Raw genomic sequence first — 19021 nt, 5'->3', positions numbered from 1 at the left:
GAGTCTGTTCCGCTCAACTTTGAGAATTTTCGCGGTGCCGTGTCTAGCTCATCACACCCCGGTGTGCTCCGAACCGAATCGGGGATCACACGCGATCGCCGCGCCCCTCGAGCAGCTCGCCGACGCGCGACAACACGGGAAGCGCTCCGCCACGCAGAACCGACCGCAACTGGCGATTGAGCGGCGACTGCGGATCGAACCCGCTCAGCGTGAACCAGAGCTGGGTACCGCCATCCCTGGGAATCAGTCGCCAGGTCATGCGCAATGTGGTGATTCCACCCAGGATCGGAATCTCGAAGGTGCTGTCGATGAGCTCTGGCTCGCGCACCTCCAGGAACTCCATCTCGACCCGTCCGGCGAATCCGACGAGCGGAATCGCATAGGTGCTGATGAACAGCCGGCTACCGGCTTCCACCGACACCAAATCGTGGTCGTTCACCAGGTCCCCCACGAACTCCTTGGAGGTGACCACCTGCCACACCGTGCGCGGCGGATAGCGATAGAACTCGCCCAAACTGAAGGCCGTCGCATCATCGGGTGGGGGATCTGCGTCGGACTCCGGAAAGACCAAGAGCTCCTCGACACGCGACATGACCAACGCCCATAAGTCCCGAACGAGAGCGCGAAGCCTCCCATGAGCGGGGTTCGCGAGGTCAAAGCCGGTGTGCACAACCAGTAATCGCGTTCCTCCCGGCTCGGGGTGGAGCGTCCACGTGACCCGCAGATCCCAGGAGTTCTCCGGCGTGGTGAATCTATAGACCATGCGTTCACCCGGTACGACGTCGGTGAACTCACAGTTCCCGCGGCCACCGAAGTTCACCTCGGGCATCGGAAAGGTGGTGAACGAGAACGACCTGCCCGCCTCCACCGCATCCCTGTCGACCTCGGTGGTCCAGTCCGAAACCGAAGCGGCCGAGGTGATGGCAAGCCAGACCTGCTCGGCGGGATAGGGGAAGAACTGTCCGACCGTCACCGATGTCAGGTCGTCCCGCGAGGCGGTCATACCCCTGGGATACCGCAGATGTGTGATGTGTGCGGACGATCAGGCGGATACATCGGTGACCAGACGGTGCGGAGGCCGATTCTCGGTGCACGGCGCGGTGTCGATACATCGCCCGAGCCGCCCCATCGTGCCGGGCCAACCAAGCTCGGAGATCTTCCGGTAGATACGCGACGCGGAATCGCTGAGATCGAACCCTTCGTGCCGGAACGTGACCATGGTGCCGCCCGGAACCTCGTGCAGCGTCCACGTCACCGTCGACACCCGCTGCTTCGACGATTTCATATCCCACCAGCGGATCGACAGCACCCTGTTCGGGGTAGCCGCGAGGACCTCGCAGGACAGCGCGCCCGAGAAGTCGGCCATGGGCAGGGGGAATGCTTTGAAACGGAACCGGGTGCCGACCTGGGGCCGAAATCCAATCGGGTCCATCAGCCATTCCTCCATGGCGTCTGGGCACGCCATCACGCTCCACACCCGCGCGGGCGGATGCGGATAGAAATGGTCGAGAAGAATGGTGGCGATGTCGTTCGCGTCGTCGAGCACGGCACTCTCCAGATTGATGGGGTTATCTTTCATACCCCACTAATCTGGGTTACCGCCGTGTTCGCATCTGTTAGCCAGGCAAACTCACCCAACTAGGGCTCAACGGCGCCCCCGTCGATCGGGGTGGTCGCTGCACACTCGATCAGGCGCCCGAGCTTGGCCATCGCCGTCGGCCAGAACCGATCGGAAAGAGCGGCCATCCTGCGCACAGCAGGGTCATCGCTACTGAAGGCCGGCCGGCTCACGGTGACCACGGTGCCGCCGGGAACCTCGCACAACGTCCACGCGGTTCGCCAGGCCACCGGGTCCGGAGATTTCGTATCCCACCAGGAAATCACCAGCATTTCGTTGCGAATAGCCACCAAGACTTCGCACGCGATGTCCCCGGAATAGTTGGCAATGGGCATCGGAAGATCCGTGAGCCGGTAGCGCGTACCTTGCACCGCGCGGAACCCAACCTGTTCGACGAACCAATCCCCCATGGCATCGGGGTCGACCAAGACGTTCCACACGCGTTCGGGAGCGTGTGGATAGAAGAAATCGGCGACGGCATCCGGCCGATCATCGAGATCGCCCACGGCACACACTCCATTGTCGGTGGTGAGACCTTTGTACTCCGTGAACCTGGGCGACTGCCGTAATTAGATCGGTTAGCTAAGCAAACCTAATTCGGAAGCATCGGCCGTCAGATACCGATCAACGGTCGGGGCCAATATGGCGACCATCTGCTCCCTGGTCAGCGCGACCAATGGATCGATCTTGAGCGCATATCGCAGGAGCGCGGTCCCGACCATCGAGGTGGCCGCCAGCGCGAATCGCGTCCGCACCTCCGGTCCCCCACCCAGTTCCTCGCTGATCGCCGCCAACACGTAGTTCTGCATGAAATCCCGAAACGCGCGATGGGCATCGTCGTTGGTGGTGGCCGACTGCAGGATCGCGAGCATCGTGTCGACCGTGCCTGCCTGTTCCCACATCGACAGGTACGCGTTGACGAAGCGTTGACCGACCGTGCCCTCACCCTCGCGAATAGCGAGCACCAGCTCGTTGGGATCGATCACCAGCTGGATCGACTGACGAAACAGCTCATCCTTCGACCCAAAGAGGTACACGACCATGGACGGATCGATACCCGCATCGCGGGCAACACCCCTGATGGTCGTCTTCTCATAGCCGCGCTCGGCGAATGAGCGCTTCGCAACGTCGAGCACATGCTCTCGCGACACCGCTTCCCCGCGACGGCGGCCCCGACGGGCGGTATTCGTGCTGGTTGCCATGCTCTACGGTATCAATTTTCCACAAGTGTTGAAAAAAGGCCACATGCGATCTACTCTCATCTCAATTAATTCAACACTTAATGAAATGGAGGATGAGATGACGGGCCAACACGAACTCCGACCGGGCGCTCATCACCAGGTGCCGGACTGGGCACGGGCCACATCCGTTGCCGCCCTGCTGACGTGCGCGCTCGGGGTCATCTTCATCGCCTTCGCCTGGCCCTCGGCACGCACCGCACCGCGCGACGTGCCGATCGGCGTCACCGGGTCGGCGGCGCAGGTGGCCATGCTCACCGAGCGACTGGCGGGTGCCTCACCCGGCGCGTTCGCCGTCACCCACTACCCGAGTCAAACCAAACTCGAGGAGGCGACCAGAAACCGCTCCGTCTACGGCGGATTCGCCCTCATGCCCCCGGCACCGACCGTCGTAGTCGCGACAGGCGGCAGCCCTGCCGTCGCACAAGCACTGACCGGCATCGGTCAACAAATCGGCAAGCAGAGCGGGATGGCGGTGTCCATCAAGGACCTCGCTCCACTGCCGCCCTCGGATCCGCGCGGCATCGGCCTGGCCGCGGCGGCGCTGCCCATGACCTTGGGCGGGCTGCTTCCGGCGGTCGCTCTCACCCTGTTGTTTCCCGGCAGAACCTGGCTCAAAGCGGCCACTGCCACTGGGTTCTCGTTCCTGGCGGCACTCACCATCTGCGTCATCCTGGATTCCTGGCTGGGCGTCATCACCGAGAACTTCTGGGGAGTGACCGCCGGCCTCACGCTGGGGATGATGGCGATGTCGTTGAGTATCACCGGCCTTGGCGCCCTGCTGGGATATCCGGGAATCGGATTGGGAGCAGCTGTCGCCGTGTTGATCGGGAACCCGCTTTCGGGGCTGACGAGTGCGCCCGAGTTCTTGCCCAAAGGCCTTGGCCTACTTGGGCAATTCCTGCCACCAGGGGCCAACGGCACGCTGCTGCGATCCCTGGCCTATTTCGACGGAGCCGGCTCGGCCGGAGTGATCCTGATCCTGTGCTGCTGGGTGGGCCTCGGGGTCGCGATGCTGGCACTCGATGGGGCTCGGCAGCGTGCGATGGCGCGCGGCGCGAACGTGGCAGAACTTCGTAAACCGGAGCTGGTCTGACAACTGTCGAGTGCGAACCTGACGCGGTTTTCGAGCCCAACGCCCGCGTCAGGCTCGCACTCGATCGGCCCGGAAGGTCCTCGGTGATTCCCCCCACGCCGCCGGTGCACCACTTGGCAAAAATGCTCAAGTCGCAAACATGCGCCTGTAGTGCAAACAACTAGCCCTGCAGCGCCCTCAGCACACGAGTATGCGGCCCGTAAGTCACCCGTTTCCCCTCTGACCTCATCCAGTCCCAGACGGTCCACAAACTTCCCTCCTAGACTGGCCTCTTGGTGGGCAGGACCAGGAAAGGCGAGGCAACGGAAGCTCGTGGGGCTTGAGGACGTCGAAGCACTGCACGACTTGGTCGGCGGGGTCGAGCTATCGGGCGACAAACTTGTCCGAAGCTTCTACAGCCGCTGGTTCGCCGTCGACCCCGCCGTCGGCGACCTTTTCCCCGCCGACATGTCGACACCGCGCGAACACTTCCGTCAGGCGCTGCAGTTCGTGCTCTGGGAGATGGCGGCCTACCGGACCGAAGGCCTGGTCAACTTCCTGGCGCAGCTAGGCCGGGATCATCGGAAGTTCGGGGCCACCGACAGCCAGTACGGCACCATGCGTCAGGCCCTCTTGGACGCCACACGCGAGGTGCTGCAACCGATCTGGGACCAGCGGATGGAAGCCACCGCCACCGAGGTCTACACGGTGATGGTCGAGGTGATGCGCAGCGCCGCCGCCTCGGACAGCGGCCAGCCCTGGTGGGACGGGAAGGTCATCGAATACCACCGCACCTCAAGGGATCTTGCGTTGATCCGACTGAAACTCAACGCACCCATGGACTACCACTGCGGGCAGTACGTACATGTCCAGGTACCGCAGAGCCCGCGGAATTGGCGCTATCTGAGCTTGGCGATTCCGCCGGACCCCGAGGGCTACATCGAATTTCACGTCAAGGCCGTACCCGGCGGACTTGTCAGCGGTGACATGGTCAACAAGACGAAAGTCGGTGACACCTGGCGAATTTCGCCGCCACTGGGCGCGCTGTCGGTGAACCGCGACGGTGGAGATGTGCTGATGGTCGCGGGCAGCACCGGCATCGCACCGCTGCGGTGTCTCATCATGGAGCTGTCGCAATGGGCCGAGAATCCGCGGGTCCACCTGTTCTACGGGGCCCGCTATCCGCAGGAACTCTACGACCTGTGGACACTGTGGCATATCGCCTCGACGAATCCGTGGCTGTCGGTCACACCGGTGTCCGAATACCCCCGAAACCCGGACTGGGCCAACGAATACCACGATCCGACACCGCCACGGGGCCTGCACGTCCGCCAGACGGGATTGCTCTCGGAGGTGGTGACGGCCTACGGCGGCTGGGGCGATCGCCAGATTCTGCTCGGCGGCTCCGCATCGATGATCCAGGCCACCAAGGAGGCGCTGGTCTCAAAGGGGGCCGACGCCTCCAGAATCCAGCACGACCCGCTCTAGCGTTGCTGACGCGGCTGCCAGACGACGACCGCGGTGCTCTTGGGGATGATTGCGACCTCACGGCCCGCCGTCGCCGCGCGCAACTGGGCCACCTCGGCCGTGAGCTCTGCGACCTTGGCCTGCAAAGCCTCCACCTGATTGCTCAGCTCGATAACGCGTTTGATGCCAGCGAGATTGACGCCCTCATCTTGCGACAGCCGCTGCACCTCGCGCAGCAGGTCCACATCACGCTGTGAGTAGCGCCGACCGCCACCACTGGTGCGTTCGGGGATGACCAGCCCTAGCCGGTCATAGGTTCGCAGGGTCTGCGCGTGCATCCCGGCGAGCTCGGCGGCCACGGAGATCAGAAAGGTGCGGGCTCCTCGCTCCGGCTGACGGCGGGCCGTCATCGTGCACCCGCCCAGCCTGCGCGCGGATCGAATCCGCTGGCCTTCTCGGCCACCTGATAGCGCTGCAACGCCTCCAGCGCACTGTCTTCCAGCTTCGAGGGCACCGCCACCTTGACGGTGACCAGCAGATCGCCGTTACCGCCCGCACGCTTCGGAATGCCGCGCCCACGCACCCGCAGGATGCGTCCGTCGGAGGTACCCGCGGGCACCTTCACCCCAACGCGGCCTTCCAGTGTCGGCACGGAAACCGTGGCACCCAAAGCCAATTCGGTAAAGCTCACCGGAACGGTGAGAGTCAGGTCGTCGCCGTCGCGGCTGAACACCTTATCGGGCCGCACGTGCACGGTGACGTACAGATCGCCCGAAGGAGCGCCGCGCAGTCCGGCCTCGCCCTGTCCGGCCAGCCGAATACGTTGTCCGTCGTCCACTCCCGGAGGAATCCGCACGGTGATGGTGCGGGTTCGGGTGGTGACGCCCGTTCCCTGGCAGTCGGTGCACGGGTTCTCGATGATCGAGCCCGTGCCACGGCAATCGGTGCACGGTTCGGAGAATCCGAACGCACCCTGGTTGCGATTGATGACGCCGCTGCCATTGCAGGAGCCACAGACCTTCGGGCTGGTACCCGGGCGAGCGCCACTGCCGTGGCAGGTGGTGCATGGAGCGGGACTGGTGAGCCGCAGCGGAACCGATACGCCCTTGCATGCTTCGACGAAGTCCAGCTGGGTCTCGGTTTCCAGATCGTTGCCGCGGCGCGGGCGACTGGCACGCGGCTGCGCGCGCTGCCCGAACAGGCCGCCGAACAGATCGCCGATCCCGCCGCCACCGGAGGTGTCGGCGTTACCGAACAGGTCGTTCAGGTTGAACTCGGCACTGTTGGCGCCGCCGCTGAATCCGCCGCCGCCACCAAATCCATTGTCGCCGAAGCGCCGTCCGAACCCGCCACCGGCGAAGAGCCGACGGGTCTCGTCGTACTCCTTGCGCTTGGCCGGGTCCGACAGTACGTCCTTGGCCTCGCTGACGGCCTTGTAACGGTCCTCAGCGGCCTGGTTCCCCGGATTTCTGTCCGGGTGATTTTCGGCCAGCAGCTTGCGTGCGGCCTTCTTGATCTCGTCCTGGCTCGCGGTGGAGGCGAGGCCGAGCTCCTTGTAGAAGTCCTTCTCGACCCATTCACGTTGCGTCACCCGACATCACCTCCTTCGCGTCCATCGGGTATTGCTGTGCAGTTCTTACTCTGATTCTGTCTTGGATTGCGTTTCGGCACCCGTTGTTCCGGGTTCCTGCTGAGTCGTGTCGCCGCCCTCGGGACTTGCCGGATCACTGGGACTTCCGTCGGTTACCACGACCATCGCGGTACGGAGCACCCGATCACCCATCTTGTAACCCTTGCGCAGCACCGCCGCCAGCACGGGGTGGCCGTCCTGGCCGTCGTGCTGAACCGCCTCATGCAGCGAGGGATCGAAGTCGTCTCCTTCGGCACCGAATGTCGCCAATCCCAGCCCTTCGAGGGCCGCGGACAGCTTGTCCGAAACACTGCGCAGCGGACCTGATTCCAGGTCGCCATGCTCGCGCGCGCGGTCGAGATCGTCCAGCACACCCAGCAGCTGAGCGACTACAGACGCTTTGGCCGAATCGATGACGGCCTGCCGGTCCCGTTCCACCCGCTTGCGGTAGTTGGCGAAGTCGGCGTGCGCACGCTGCAGGTCGGCCGTCAGTTCGGCCACCTTGGCATCCGCATCCGACTCGCCCCCGGAGGCCGCGGACCCGGGTGCCGAAGCACCCGGTTCCGCTGCGGTGGCTGGCTTTTCAGCCACCTTCGCCTCTTCGCGAACCGCGCCGGTGTTGGGATCGATCCGGCGCTTATCGGTAACGGTCACCGGTTCGCGTTCTTCATCCCGATCTTGCCCACCTGACGGGGTCACTTGCTGTCCTTCTCCTCGTCGACGACCTCGGCATCCACGACATCGCTGTCGGCAGCGCCAGCGCCACCTTCGGCGCCGGCGCCTTCAGCCCCAGCCTTGGCGGCCGCGGCCTCGTAGATGGCCTGACCCAGTGCCTGCGACTGCTCGCCGAGCTTCTCCATCGCTTCCTTGATGGCGCCGATATCGGTGCCCTCCAGTGCCTTCTTGGCATCGGCGATGGCGTCGTCCACCTTGGAGAGCGTCTCATCAGAGACGACCTTCTCGGTGCCCTCGGCGGGCTCACGCTGCTCCTTGACGAACTTCTCCGTCTGGTAGACCAGCGACTCGGCCTGATTGCGGACATCGGCCTCTTCGCGGCGCTTCTTGTCCTCGTCGGCGTGTGCCTCGGCGTCCTTGATCATCCGGTCGATCTCTTCCTTGGAGAGGCCGGAGCCTTCCTGGATCTTGATCGTGTTCTCCTTGCCGGTGCCCTTGTCCTTCGCGGTCACGTGCACGATGCCGTTGGCATCGATGTCGAAGGTGACCTCGATCTGGGGCACACCGCGCGGAGCCGGCGGGATACCGGTCAGCTCGAAGGAGCCCAGGAGCTTGTTGTGCGAAGCGATCTCGCGCTCACCCTGGTACACCTGGATCTGCACCGACGGCTGGTTGTCGTCTGCCGTGGTGAAGGTCTCAGACCGCTTGGTGGGGATGGTGGTGTTGCGCTCGATGAGCTTGGTCATCACGCCACCCTTGGTCTCGATACCGAGGGACAGCGGGGTGACGTCAAGCAACAGAACGTCTTTCACCTCACCCTTGAGCACGCCGGCCTGCAGCGCGGCACCCACGGCGACAACCTCGTCGGGGTTGACGCCCTTGTTGGGCTCCTTACCGCCGGTCAGCTCCTTGACCAGATCGGTCACCGCGGGCATACGGGTGGAACCACCCACCAGCACCACGTGATCGATGTCGGCCACGGAAACACCGGCATCCTTGATGACCGACTGGAACGGCTTGCGGGTGCGGTCCAGCAGATCCTGAGTGATCTTCTGGAATTCGGCACGTGTCAGCTGCTCGTCGAGGAACAACGGGTTCTTGTCCGCGTCAACAGTGATGTACGGCAGGTTGATCGAGGTCGACTGCGAGCTGGACAGCTCGATCTTCGCCTTCTCGGCAGCCTCACGCAGACGCTGCATGGCCATCTTGTCCTTGGTCAGGTCGATACCGGCGCTGGCCTTGAACTTGTCGACGAGCCAGGTCACGATGCGCTCGTCCCAGTCGTCACCACCGAGGTGGTTGTCGCCGGAAGTCGCACGGACCTCCACGACGCCGTCGCCGATTTCCAGCAGCGACACGTCGAAGGTGCCACCACCGAGGTCGAAGACCAGGATGGTCTGTTCCTTCTCACCCTTGTCCAGGCCGTAGGCCAGGGCGGCCGCGGTGGGCTCGTTGACGATGCGCAGGACGTTCAGACCGGCGATCTGGCCGGCTTCCTTGGTCGCCTGACGCTGTGCGTCGTTGAAGTACGCCGGCACGGTGATGACGGCGTCCTCGATGTCTTCACCCAGGTAGGCCTCGGCGTCGCGCTTCAGCTTCTGCAGCGTGCGGGCGCTGATCTCCTGGGGGGTGTAGTTCTTTCCGTCGATTTCAACGGACCAATCGGTGCCCATGTGACGCTTAACCGACCGGATGGTCCGGTCGACGTTGGTCACCGCCTGGTTCTTGGCGGGCTGCCCGACCAGCACCTCGCCATTGCGCGCGAACGCAACGACGGACGGGGTGGTGCGAGAGCCTTCCGAGTTCGCGACAACTACCGGGTCGCCGCCTTCGAGGACGGCGACAACGGAGTTGGTGGTCCCGAGGTCGATTCCGACCGCACGAGCCATAGTTCATTCCTCCTGTTGGTTACCTCAATGCCTTCAGTGAGATCCGCTCAAGTTTGCCTCGTCCGGATCTTTTCGTCAAGCCATAGTTGAGCCTACATGACTCAAGTTCGACATACTGGTCAACGGGCCACCGCCGACATTTGTTCCCGGTACCTACTCGCCTGCATCCACGACACATCGATGCAGGTGGTCCTTGTGAAGTGTCTGCGCAGCGCCACCCCCGATCCCGCAACAAGCGAGCCTGACCATCCTCAGTTCGTTCCCAGAATTCGTCACTAGCTTGATTCGGTAGACAACAAATCTTGCAGTGAGAGGCGGGTCATGGTTTCCCGACGTACTGTCGCGGCTTCTGTCATCTTGGCTGGTATCGCAGGGGGTGTGCTGGCACCGATCGCGTGGGCTGACCCTGCGCCATCCCAGCCCGTGTGCACAGCTCTAGGGCAGATCGCCGAAAGCCTTAACGACGACATCGGTGCGGGCCTTCAGCCTCGCGGCCTGAGAAGGTACGACATCACGCAACTCACTCACGGGGTGAGCTACATGAACCAGGTGAACGCCAACGCGCGTATCACTGCCCTTGACGTTCCGTTGCGGAATCTGACCAGCACGATCAACGACCTGCAGAATCAGTACCAGCTAGTCACCGTGTCCGATGAGGACGGAACCTGGCACCCCATGTCCGCCTCGCAGGAGCAGGATCTCGACCAGGCGTCCGCCCAGCAAGACACACTGACGGGCCTGGTCAGCCAATTGCAACAAAGCAACCACTGCCCACTTCCGCCGGCCAGCTGATAACTCAGCGCCGTCTGCGCACGGCGTACGAACTCGCCGCCGCGACAACCACAATCAACGCGATGCCGCCCAGCAGTGGCCACACGCCGGTCTCGTCCACCACGCTCACCAGCCAGGTCTGCACCTCGCTTGCCGCGTTGATCACCGGGTCGTCGGCGCTCCCGGCGCCGAAGTTCAGCCGAATCTCGTAATAGCCGTAGTAGGCGACGTACAGCCCGGTCAGCAGCACGATCACCCCTGCGATGCGGCCCACATAAGGCAAGACCTTCCGCATGGTGGCCTGCACCGAATTTCCCAGCAGTGCAACGGCTAATGCCGCGACGCCGACGGTCGCGGCCATCCCCGCCCCGTACGCGACGAAAGCCAGCACCCCCGAGACGATGGACCCCTGTTTGAAGGTGGTGCTGATAACCGCCAGAAACGGGCCGACCGTGCAGGACAGCGATGCCACCGCGTAGGTCAGCCCGTAGCCGTACATGGACAGCAGCGAGGCCGTTGGCGCCCCGCCCGAAACCCTGGGCAGCACGACGGTGAGCTCACGCCCGGACAGCAGCCAGAGGGACAGCGCTACCAGCGCGACACCGATCACTACGGTGGCGAAGGGCATGTAGCGCCCCGCCGAGGCGACCACCGGCGAGATCACCAGCCCGAAAATCCCGAACACCGTCAGGAAACCGGCGGCCATCGCCACCGTCGCTGTCGCTGCCCGCGCCACAGCGGTCAGCCTCGATGCGGTGCCGTCACTACCGGCGATCACCAGCCCGAGATAACCCGGGAGAAAAGCGAAGCCGCATGGATTGAGCGCGGCCACCAGCCCCGCGCCCAGCGCGAAAGTCAGTGCTGCGGTATCAATCACGTCAGTACCGCAGCATCAATGCAGCTGCCCGATTCTCTTGTCGAGTTCTGGTCCCGACAGCGGGCTCTTGACCACCTGGGCATTGCCGTCAGATCCCAGGAACGCGAAAGCCGGCTGATGGGTGACGTCGTACAGCGCCCACACCGCGGCATCGGTATCGGCCAGCTGAACAAAGGTGAGGCCGTACTTGGTCACGAAGTCGCGCATCGCGGACACCTGGTCCTGCGCCGCCACCCCCACAAAGGTGACATCCGGATGCGCAGTGGCCGCCCGCTGCAGATCGGGCGCTTCCTTCTGACAGGTCGGGCACCACGGCGCCCAAAACCACAGCACCGCCTTCTTACCGGTCAGACTGCTGCCCGCGAAGTCGGCACCATCGATGGTCTTGGCGCTGAAGTTCAGCAACCGCGAGGACTGCGACGACGACGAGCCGGCCGTGGAAGTGTCGTTCTTGTCGGCCCCGGAGCAACCCGCCAGTCCGATACCCAGAGCCAGCACCGCGATAGCCGAAACCGCAACGCGTGATATCACTTTCCCTCGTTTCGCCGCATTCTCATCAACTCACGCCCATCTCGCCCACTCACCGTAACCATCGACGCAACGCGCCCGCGCTCGGGTGTGCGGCCTTACGTACGCTGGCAGTCATGGACTTCCGGGTATTCGTTGAACCGCAGCAGGGCGCCACCTACTCCGATCAGCTGCGGGTGGCACAGGCCGCCGAAGAACTGGGATTCTCCGCGTTCTTCCGGTCCGATCACTACCTGGCGATGGGTGGTGCCGACGGGCTGCCCGGCCCCACTGACACATGGGTGACACTGGGAGCGATCGCCCGGGAGACCACCAGCATCCGGCTGGGCACCCTGGTCACCTCGGCTACCTTCCGCCATCCGGGACCGCTTGCCATCACTGTTGCACAGGTAGACGAGATGAGCAGCGGCAGAGTAGATCTCGGCCTGGGCGCCGGTTGGTTCAGCGAGGAGCACGAGGCGTACGCCATTCCCTTCCCGCCGCTGGGCGAGCGGTTCGATCGTCTGGAAGAGCAGCTCGACATCCTCACCGGCCTGTGGTCCACACCCACCGGCGACACCTACTCCTATGCGGGCACGCACTACACGGTGACCGACTCCCCCGCGCTGCCCAAACCTGTGCAGGAGCCGCATCCGCCGATCGTGATCGGCGGGCTCGGCGCCAAGCGCACTCCGGCACTCGCCGCCCGTTTTGCCGCCGAGTTCAACGTGCCGTTTCAGCCCGTCGATGTCGTCACCGGCCAGTACGCACGAGTGGCGCAAGCGGTCGAAGCCGCTGGGCGGCCTGCAGATTCAATGATCTACTCGGCGGCCTTCGCACTATGCGTCGGCGATACGGATGCCGATATCGCGCGCCGCGCGGCCAATGCCCGCCGCGAGGTGGACGAGATCACCGAGAACAGCCCGCTCGCGGGCACTCCCGACGCGGTGGCGGACAAGCTGGGCACCTACATCGACGCCGGGGTCCAGCGGGTCTACGCCCAACTACTCGACATCCGGGATCTGGATCACCTGGAGTTCTTCGCTTCGACGGTAATCCCCCAGTTCGGCTGACGTTCTTCGGTTAGGCTCCGCGCGATGAGTGAGCACGAGACACCGAACGCTCCCGACGACGACGAGAGCTACTTCTCAGGGATGATCGAGGAGAGCGAGAAGCCGACGCCCTGGTATCGAACGGGGCCGGCGATCGTCGGCACCATCGCTGCCATCATCGCGATCGTCGCGGTGCTCATGACCATCGTGTTGTCCACGGACAAGCGCGTGGTCAACGACAACACACCGCTGACGACGACATCGCCGACGCCGAGTACCACCACCACTGAGCCTTCACCTGAATCGTCGTCGACCACCACCGAGACCACGACCATCGAATCGACGCAGGAGCCGGTGCAGCCCGCGCCGACCTCCGAGCCCACGTACTACGACACCCCGACCTCGACGACATACCAGTGGCAGGCGCCCGCGATCCCCTCACCGCCAGCTATTCCACCGATTCCGCAGATCCCACAAATCCCGCCTATTCCACAGATCCCGCAAATACCGGGGCTATAAGGGAGTTGGGTTACGCTCCGGATCATGTCCTACCCGGAGCCGCCAGAAGACCCGACGATGTACAACGAGCAGTACCACGATCAGGGACCTGACGGGCCCAACCCTTGGTACAAGCAGCCGGCCGTACTCATTGCCCTGGCAGGAGCGGCGGTGGCGGTCATTGCGGTGATCATCGCCTTTGTGATTACCCGAAGCGACAAGCCTGCCCCCGCTGGGAGCACCACCTCGGTGACATCCGCGACGACCAGCAGTTCGGCACCGGCCAACTCCGGCGGCCACGAGGGGCATGGCGGCTCTGGTAGCACCACCGGCGGCAACTCCACGGTGACCGAGACCGTCTCCGAGTCGCCGAGTCAGAGCGCCGAAACGACGACCACTGCGCCGACGACCACGACCACCACTACGGATACGACGACCACCACGACCACTCAGCCGACGACTACCACAACGACGGCGCCGCCGACCACCACGACCGGACGCTCAGTGGTGATCCCGATTCCAGGCGGCGGCAATGTCCAGGTGCCCGTTGGCGGTCAGTGAGCCATCCGGATACCCGGCGGACCTGTGACGCCCTGACGGGTCCTGCCGGGTTTTCCGGGGGAAGCCTCGTTCCATAGGTGACCTGCCGCGCACAGCGCAACGACGAAGGACAGCACACCGATCGGGATAGCCCAGAGGCGACGCGTATCGAGCTTGGCGGCGCACTGGTCGTGGTAGTTGGTCGACTGATTCGCACCGGAACTTATCTTGTCCAGCTCCGCGCTCCGGGTGAGTCGGGGCCCCACGGGCATACCGCAGGTCACCGACTGGGCGGCACCGCCCGTGTCGACCTGAATAGACACCGGTGTGAGCAGGACGGCCATCGCGATGATCGTCGCGATACCGCATACGCCTGAAAGGACTCCACGTCCGTGCATACCTGGGACGCTACGCCGTCAAGGGCACGCAATGATGGTGATTCGATATCCGAAGCGACAAAAAACTGGACGTGAGTTTCAGCAGGCTGAGCTCTTGGCGGTGCGGCAGATCGGTGCCGCCACATTGCGCAGAACCTGCTGCTCATCGGCCTCTACCCAGGGCGAACCGACAGCACCCGTGACGGCGTTGGTGACGGTCAGCTCGGCCACTGTTCCGGTACCGGGCGGCTCCACCACATAAAGCCGGTACTGCGGCTGCTTGCCACCTTGCGCCGGCAGCGTCACCGTGGCCGCATGACCATTGGGCAGGTCGACCACATTGACCTGGGCGCCAACGGCGTTGAAGCAGTGATCCAGCCGTGCGCGCAGCGACCGATAGACGGTCGACGCGTACTGGTCTGTCACCGACGTGTCGCCGGGCCAGTGTGCGATCACCTCCACCGCCGTCCACCCGGAATCATCCGAAGTGACTGTCGAGGAAGCAGATTCGGGCGATTGCGGCAGACTCTCTCCCAGCGAGAAGCAGAGATTCGCTGACCAGAAGGCCGGGCGGTCAACCGAGGTTGCGTTGCGCGACAAGGGAGCCCAGTGTGAGACGTGATCCATGGGGACGTCCCGCGGGTTGATCCACACCGAGTCGGGCACAGGCTTCGGATCCGCCGCGGCCGGAGCCGCGATGCCCAGGCAGGCGATCACAGCGATCGCCGGAATTGCCCGCTGCCACCCGCGCATCGTCACAGAAATCCCTCGCTAGCAGGAGCCCTTGCACAGCGGCTGGGCAAGTGCGCGCAGAACCGTCGCGTCATCGACGGGCTTCCATGGCGAGGGCTCGCGGCCGGTGCGGGGCACGGTGACCGCAAGCTCGGAAACGGTGCCCGACTCCGGCGGAACCACGTTGTAGATGTGCACCTCGCTGGTGGGGTTATCGCGCTCCTTGCCGATCAGCAGGGTCGCCGCAAAGCCGTACCACGAGGGTGCCGGGCGCAGGTCGACGCTGATGACGTCGCCTACTCCCGGGCAGTAGTTGAGCTGAGATCGAATACCACTCTGGAAGGCCGCGGCCCCATCGGTATTTCCTTCGGGCCATTGTCCCGCCGCCTGCACCACGGATGCCGCGACGCCCGACGCGGCCTGGGTGGCGATGGCCGAGGCCGGCGGAAGGACGTCCGACGACGGGGCGCCACAGAGCCGCATGCTGAGGAAGGAAGCCCTGCCGGTTGCGGTCGGGTTGGCCGCTGACCAGTGGTATTCGCTGTTCATGGGGATCTCACCGGGGCTGATCCACACGCCCGCGGGCACCGGCCTGGGGGCGGGCCCGGCCGGATTGGGGGTGGGCTCCGCCACTGCCGTCGCCGTGCCGAATCCGGCCATCAGGATTACGGTCGCGGCAGACAGGCGCATCATCATCTGCTCAGTATGCCGGGCGCTCGTACGCAGACAACTGGGTGAGTATGCCTTCGGCACTGCGGGCAGCCGCTAAACACAGCCGGGTGGTGAACGGATCGTTGAGTGGATACGCGGCCCGCGCGCGCCAGCGTCCCACCGCGTCCAGGGCGGCACGCCGCGGATCCGGGCGGGTCTCGTCCAGACCCAGGCGGGCGGCCGGTTCCGTGCCGGAGGCTCCCAGCAGTCTGCGGATGAGCACCGTCTCGTGTTCGGTGAGCGTGGTGGTTCGGGACGACAACTCTGCCAACAGCCGTAGCTCGTCGAAGGCGTGAGTGTCAGCGAGCAGGGGGTCGATGTCGTCGATCACCGGGCGGCCGCCCTGGACGGGGTAGGACGTCAGCACCTGACGGGCCGAGAGCAGCGCGGTATGAGATTTCAGGATGCCCGCGCGCTGACCGAATTGGTTGGCGATGATGTTGTGCAGTTCCACCAGTCCACTGCGTTCGAGGAGTTCCTCGGCCAGCCCGGTGGCGGTGATCTCGGAGGTGCCCGCGACCCGGATGACGGCCACCGCGATCCGGATACCGAACATCCCGAATCGATGTAGCAGCGCGGCCCGGGTCTGTGGGTCAACGGGAAGCGAATCATCTTCGCGTACAAACCTATCCACGGACAACAGCGCCTTGGCCAGCATCTGCGGATCCACTTCCGCGAGTTTCTGCAGTGCGATGAACTCCGCTTGCCGCAGTGTGCGGGCGGTCAGCGCCAGCAGCCCGGCGACCGGTACCACGGCCTGACAGATCCCGGTGCGTTCCATCTCGCCGGCGAACCGGGCGGACACCTCACGCGCGGAGAGCATCGCGTCGAGGCGGCCCACCCCGATCTCGTCGGCACGCGATACGACGCCAATCACCCCGACAGCTCCCCCACGCTCGCCGCCGACAAGCTTGCCGATCTGGGTGAGCAGGCCGATATCGGCGGCGTTCAGGCTGCGCAGCAGGAAGATCACCGCATCCACCCGTGGCACTCCATCCTCGGGCACCAGCAGCGCGAGACTGCGCTCTGAGACCTCGGTGGACAGCGACGAAGTCCCTGGGGTGTCTATCAGGGTGATCTCATTCAATTCCGGTGCGGGCCAGTGAACGTCGAGGTCTGCCACCGAGGCCGGGTCCAGCCGGTCGAGTTCGAAGGAAAGGCCGCCGTCACGACGGATCGGGATGTCCTGGCGTACGCCGCTGAACAGATTGGCCGTGACCTGCGGAGCGGCGCCGTGACGAAACCACGCCACGATCCGGGTGGCCTCGGTGGCATCCGTGGGTGCAATGTCTTCTCCGACAAGTGCATTGACCAGTGTTGACTTGCCGGCATTGAGAGTTCCGGCGATGGCCACCCGGATCGGTTCGTCGAGCCGGGCAGCAATACGGCTCAGCTCGTCGTGTGGCTCCGCGATCCGCGCGTACCGCGAATCACCCTGGTAGGCGCGCATGGCCTCACCGATGATGGCACGGGCCCGCTCGATGGTGCTCATGCGGACGGACGCAGCCCTTCCAGTCCGTCGATATGCGTGTTGACCTGGCGCAGGATATGCAATTGGCGCTCCACCTCACGGGTGCGCGCATCGCGATCCTCGGCCTCCAGCCGCGCCGATGCGATGGCCGCCTGTAGCGATTCGTTGAGCGAGCGCGTGGTCTGGTTGGCGATATCGCGGAAATGGTCCCGGAGCTGGCGCTGCACCAGACGCAGCCGGTCGCGTGATTCCTTGAGCACCACGAAGGACACGTCGTCGAGGAAGCGGCGGACGTTCGTCTTGGCCTCACCCCGGATGCGCAACATCCGGTTCTCCATGTCTTCGTTGTAGGTCTTCTTTCCCAGCATCGCACCGGCCCCCAACGAGATCAGGTTGAACATCCCGAGCCCTGCGACGGTGGTCAGCATGCCGAACATGATGACACCGCCGTAGGAACCACGCAGCCCGGTGATGGCCTTGTGCCCCAACTTGATCGGCTTGGCTTCCAGCTTCGACAGCGACTTCAGGTCACTCAGATCCGCGCCCATCTCGCTGGCCCGCAGCCGGGGCATCTTCACCGAGTCCATGCCGGCGGTGGCGAACGTCTCGGCCACCTGAGCGGCCAGGTGCATCGCCCGCTGATGTGCCCAGACGAAGTTGTTTCCCACCGAGTTGGCCACGGCCTGCTCGAGTTTGGCGCCGACCTCGGCCCAGTTCTTGGTGGGATCGGTGCGGTCGATCACCTCTTCGGTCCGCTGCAGGATCCGCCGGAATCGTGATTGCAGATCGTGCTCGACATCGGTTGACACATCGGTGATGCCATCACCGAGAACCTGCTGCCACAGTGCGGTATGAGCCAGCGCCTCCTCGGCCTCACGCTTACGGCGTTCCAGGTCTGAGGTGAGCTCGTCGCGGCTCTGCGGATCCTGCAGAGCGCTGAGCTCGGCGTCCAGGGTGAGCGTGAGATGCTCCGATGCCGAACCGATCTCGGCGACCGCCTGCTGTCGCGAGCTGGCCTGATGGTCCGCGATGGCATTGCTGAGGAATGTCACCAATGCGGGGAAGTTGGACTCCGCATTGAGTTCCTTGTCGTTGAGCTGCAACGCGTGCGAACGCAGCGCCGACGACACCGTGATAGCGGGCACGGTGATCTTGGCCTGGTGCAGATGCGCGGAGTTGGCAGCCACCACCTCGCGCCAGTGCGGGTACAGATCCGTCTTGGTGTTGACGATGGCCGCGACGGGGCACAGGTCGAGTGCCTGCTGAATGAAAACCAGTTCGGGTTCGGTGAATTCGGAACTGAGATCGCTCACCATGAGCATGACATCGGCGTCCGGCAGCAGCCCGAGGGTGCTCGACAAGTGCGGCTGACCGAACCCGCCGACGCCGGGCGTATCCACCAGGCACAGACCACTTTTGAGCATCGGGCTGGCAACCTTGATTTCCACCCGCAGCACCTCGCGGCCCTGCGCCTGCGGTGCGCGCTTGAGGTCCTTGCCGATATCGGCCACCGGAATCGGGATGATCTCGGGTTCCCCGGCCAGTCCCCCGCCGTCATATTGCTCGGCGGGAGCCACCACCAGGGCGGCCGAGGGCTGCTCGCCGTAGCTGATAACGGTTGTCACCGAGGTGGTTTCGTCATCGCCCACACGCGCGACCGGCATGTTGAGCAGCGAGTTCACCAGCTGACTCTTGCCCTGCTTGAGCTGTCCTGCCACCACCACGCGCAACGGACGGTCCACCAGAAGGCTGTCCACCCGGTCCAGGCGGTCGATCAGATCGCCCCGATCGTTCTCGCCCGCGATCTTGCGCACATGCCCCAGCAGCTCGTTGACGAGCGCCAGCTGCTGCTGGCCGTCCTGCGCGGTGTCCGACACGGTTCCCTAACCCTTC

At 64.4% G+C, this 19021-nt stretch carries 21 protein-coding genes; 6 read left to right on the top strand and 15 right to left on the bottom strand.

The genetic code is table 11. The annotated features are described in order from the left end of the window. Window positions 1–85 precede the first annotated feature (85 nt). The 4 genes from AOT83_RS00970 to AOT83_RS00955 form a co-directional block, all read right to left on the bottom strand. The gene (locus AOT83_RS00970) at window positions 86–1003 is read right to left on the bottom strand and encodes an SRPBCC domain-containing protein (protein ID WP_030097158.1); all 918 of its coding nucleotides are present in this window, start codon (window positions 1001–1003) and stop codon (window positions 86–88) included. A 39-nt stretch (window positions 1004–1042) separates the two neighbouring features. After that, window positions 1043–1579: an SRPBCC domain-containing protein gene (locus AOT83_RS00965; protein WP_030097159.1), complete on the bottom strand. Its 537-nt coding sequence runs from the start codon at window positions 1577–1579 to the stop codon at window positions 1043–1045. 59 nt (window positions 1580–1638) lie between these two features. Beyond that, the gene (locus tag AOT83_RS00960) at window positions 1639–2124 is read right to left on the bottom strand and encodes an SRPBCC domain-containing protein (protein ID WP_232783365.1); all 486 of its coding nucleotides are present in this window, start codon (window positions 2122–2124) and stop codon (window positions 1639–1641) included. 72 nt (window positions 2125–2196) lie between these two features. Further along, window positions 2197–2820, bottom strand: a complete 624-nt coding sequence (locus AOT83_RS00955; RefSeq protein ID WP_030097161.1) for a TetR family transcriptional regulator — start codon at window positions 2818–2820, stop codon at window positions 2197–2199. Between the two features lie 97 nt (window positions 2821–2917). On the opposite strand from AOT83_RS00955, the gene AOT83_RS00950 reads away from it, so the two are divergent. Together AOT83_RS00950 and AOT83_RS00945 are read left to right on the top strand one after the other, a co-directional pair. Next, window positions 2918–3952 carry an ABC transporter permease gene (locus AOT83_RS00950; protein WP_057966232.1) on the top strand — a complete coding sequence of 345 codons (1035 nt, stop codon included), beginning with the start codon at window positions 2918–2920 and terminating at the stop codon, window positions 3950–3952. Window positions 3953–4264: 312 nt separating this feature from the next. Then, complete coding sequence (locus tag AOT83_RS00945; RefSeq protein WP_030097163.1) at window positions 4265–5419, top strand: FAD-binding oxidoreductase; 1155 nt, start codon at window positions 4265–4267, stop codon at window positions 5417–5419. Here the strand turns inward: AOT83_RS00945 and AOT83_RS00940 are convergent. The 4 genes from AOT83_RS00940 to dnaK are packed head-to-tail and all read right to left on the bottom strand — an operon-like array spanning window position 5416 to window position 9592. Further along, the gene (locus AOT83_RS00940) at window positions 5416–5808 is read right to left on the bottom strand and encodes a MerR family transcriptional regulator (RefSeq protein WP_044105369.1); all 393 of its coding nucleotides are present in this window, start codon (window positions 5806–5808) and stop codon (window positions 5416–5418) included. The two genes, AOT83_RS00945 and AOT83_RS00940, sit on opposite strands and share 4 nt — an antisense overlap. Beyond that, on the bottom strand, window positions 5805–6989 hold the full coding sequence (gene dnaJ / locus AOT83_RS00935) for a molecular chaperone DnaJ (RefSeq protein WP_030097165.1): 1185 nt from the start codon (window positions 6987–6989) through the stop codon (window positions 5805–5807). The genes AOT83_RS00940 and dnaJ overlap by 4 nt, the downstream gene beginning before the upstream one ends. Before the next feature lie 45 nt (window positions 6990–7034). Next, entirely contained in the window at window positions 7035–7727 is a 693-nt protein-coding gene (gene grpE, locus AOT83_RS00930) for a nucleotide exchange factor GrpE (protein WP_030097166.1), read from the bottom strand. Then, window positions 7724–9592 (bottom strand): molecular chaperone DnaK, encoded by a 1869-nt coding sequence (dnaK, locus tag AOT83_RS00925; protein WP_030097167.1) that lies wholly within the window; start codon window positions 9590–9592, stop codon window positions 7724–7726. The genes grpE and dnaK overlap by 4 nt, the downstream gene beginning before the upstream one ends. A gap of 423 nt (window positions 9593–10015) precedes the next feature. Here dnaK and AOT83_RS00920 point away from each other — a divergent pair, with 423 nt between their 5' ends. Continuing rightward, a complete protein-coding gene (locus tag AOT83_RS00920; protein ID WP_030097168.1) occupies window positions 10016–10384 on the top strand; it encodes a hypothetical protein in 369 nt (122 codons plus the stop codon). A 4-nt stretch (window positions 10385–10388) separates the two neighbouring features. Here the strand turns inward: AOT83_RS00920 and AOT83_RS00915 are convergent, their stop codons facing one another. Continuing rightward, a complete protein-coding gene (locus tag AOT83_RS00915) occupies window positions 10389–11240 on the bottom strand; it encodes a cytochrome c biogenesis CcdA family protein (protein WP_030097169.1) in 852 nt (283 codons plus the stop codon). Between the two features lie 15 nt (window positions 11241–11255). Next, on the bottom strand, window positions 11256–11771 hold the full coding sequence (locus tag AOT83_RS00910; RefSeq protein ID WP_030097170.1) for a redoxin domain-containing protein: 516 nt from the start codon (window positions 11769–11771) through the stop codon (window positions 11256–11258). Between the two features lie 113 nt (window positions 11772–11884). Between AOT83_RS00910 and AOT83_RS00905 the strand changes: the two genes are divergently transcribed. Genes AOT83_RS00905 through AOT83_RS00895 form a run of 3 tightly spaced genes read left to right on the top strand, consistent with a single transcriptional unit; the run spans window position 11885 to window position 13858 of the window. Next, window positions 11885–12820 (top strand): LLM class F420-dependent oxidoreductase, encoded by a 936-nt coding sequence (locus AOT83_RS00905; protein ID WP_030097171.1) that lies wholly within the window; start codon window positions 11885–11887, stop codon window positions 12818–12820. A 24-nt stretch (window positions 12821–12844) separates the two neighbouring features. Further along, complete coding sequence (locus tag AOT83_RS00900; protein ID WP_030097172.1) at window positions 12845–13318, top strand: hypothetical protein; 474 nt, start codon at window positions 12845–12847, stop codon at window positions 13316–13318. 57 nt (window positions 13319–13375) lie between these two features. Further along, a complete protein-coding gene (locus AOT83_RS00895; RefSeq protein ID WP_030097173.1) occupies window positions 13376–13858 on the top strand; it encodes a hypothetical protein in 483 nt (160 codons plus the stop codon). Here the strand turns inward: AOT83_RS00895 and AOT83_RS00890 are convergent. From AOT83_RS00890 to AOT83_RS00870, 5 genes are all read right to left on the bottom strand, one after another. After that, on the bottom strand, window positions 13852–14235 hold the full coding sequence (locus AOT83_RS00890; protein ID WP_057966227.1) for a hypothetical protein: 384 nt from the start codon (window positions 14233–14235) through the stop codon (window positions 13852–13854). The two genes, AOT83_RS00895 and AOT83_RS00890, sit on opposite strands and share 7 nt — an antisense overlap. Window positions 14236–14313: 78 nt before the next feature. After that, entirely contained in the window at window positions 14314–14967 is a 654-nt protein-coding gene (locus AOT83_RS00885) for a hypothetical protein (RefSeq protein ID WP_030097175.1), read from the bottom strand. An 18-nt stretch (window positions 14968–14985) separates the two neighbouring features. Beyond that, complete coding sequence (locus AOT83_RS00880; RefSeq protein WP_030097176.1) at window positions 14986–15642, bottom strand: hypothetical protein; 657 nt, start codon at window positions 15640–15642, stop codon at window positions 14986–14988. A 4-nt stretch (window positions 15643–15646) separates the two neighbouring features. After that, a complete protein-coding gene (locus AOT83_RS00875) occupies window positions 15647–17149 on the bottom strand; it encodes a dynamin family protein (protein ID WP_057966226.1) in 1503 nt (500 codons plus the stop codon). Continuing rightward, window positions 17146–19005: a dynamin-like GTPase family protein gene (locus AOT83_RS00870; protein WP_030097178.1), complete on the bottom strand. Its 1860-nt coding sequence runs from the start codon at window positions 19003–19005 to the stop codon at window positions 17146–17148. Before AOT83_RS00870 ends, AOT83_RS00875 begins: the two co-directional genes overlap by 4 nt. Window positions 19006–19021: the final 16 nt, after the last annotated feature.

Origin of the sequence: Mycobacteroides sp. H001 (genome assembly GCF_001440005.1) — a bacterium.
GTDB classification, from domain to species: Bacteria; Actinomycetota; Actinomycetes; order Mycobacteriales; family Mycobacteriaceae; genus Mycobacterium; species Mycobacterium gwanakae.
The sequence above is the reverse complement of the archived record's forward strand: the minus strand, read 5'-3'. Positions and strand labels throughout refer to the sequence as shown.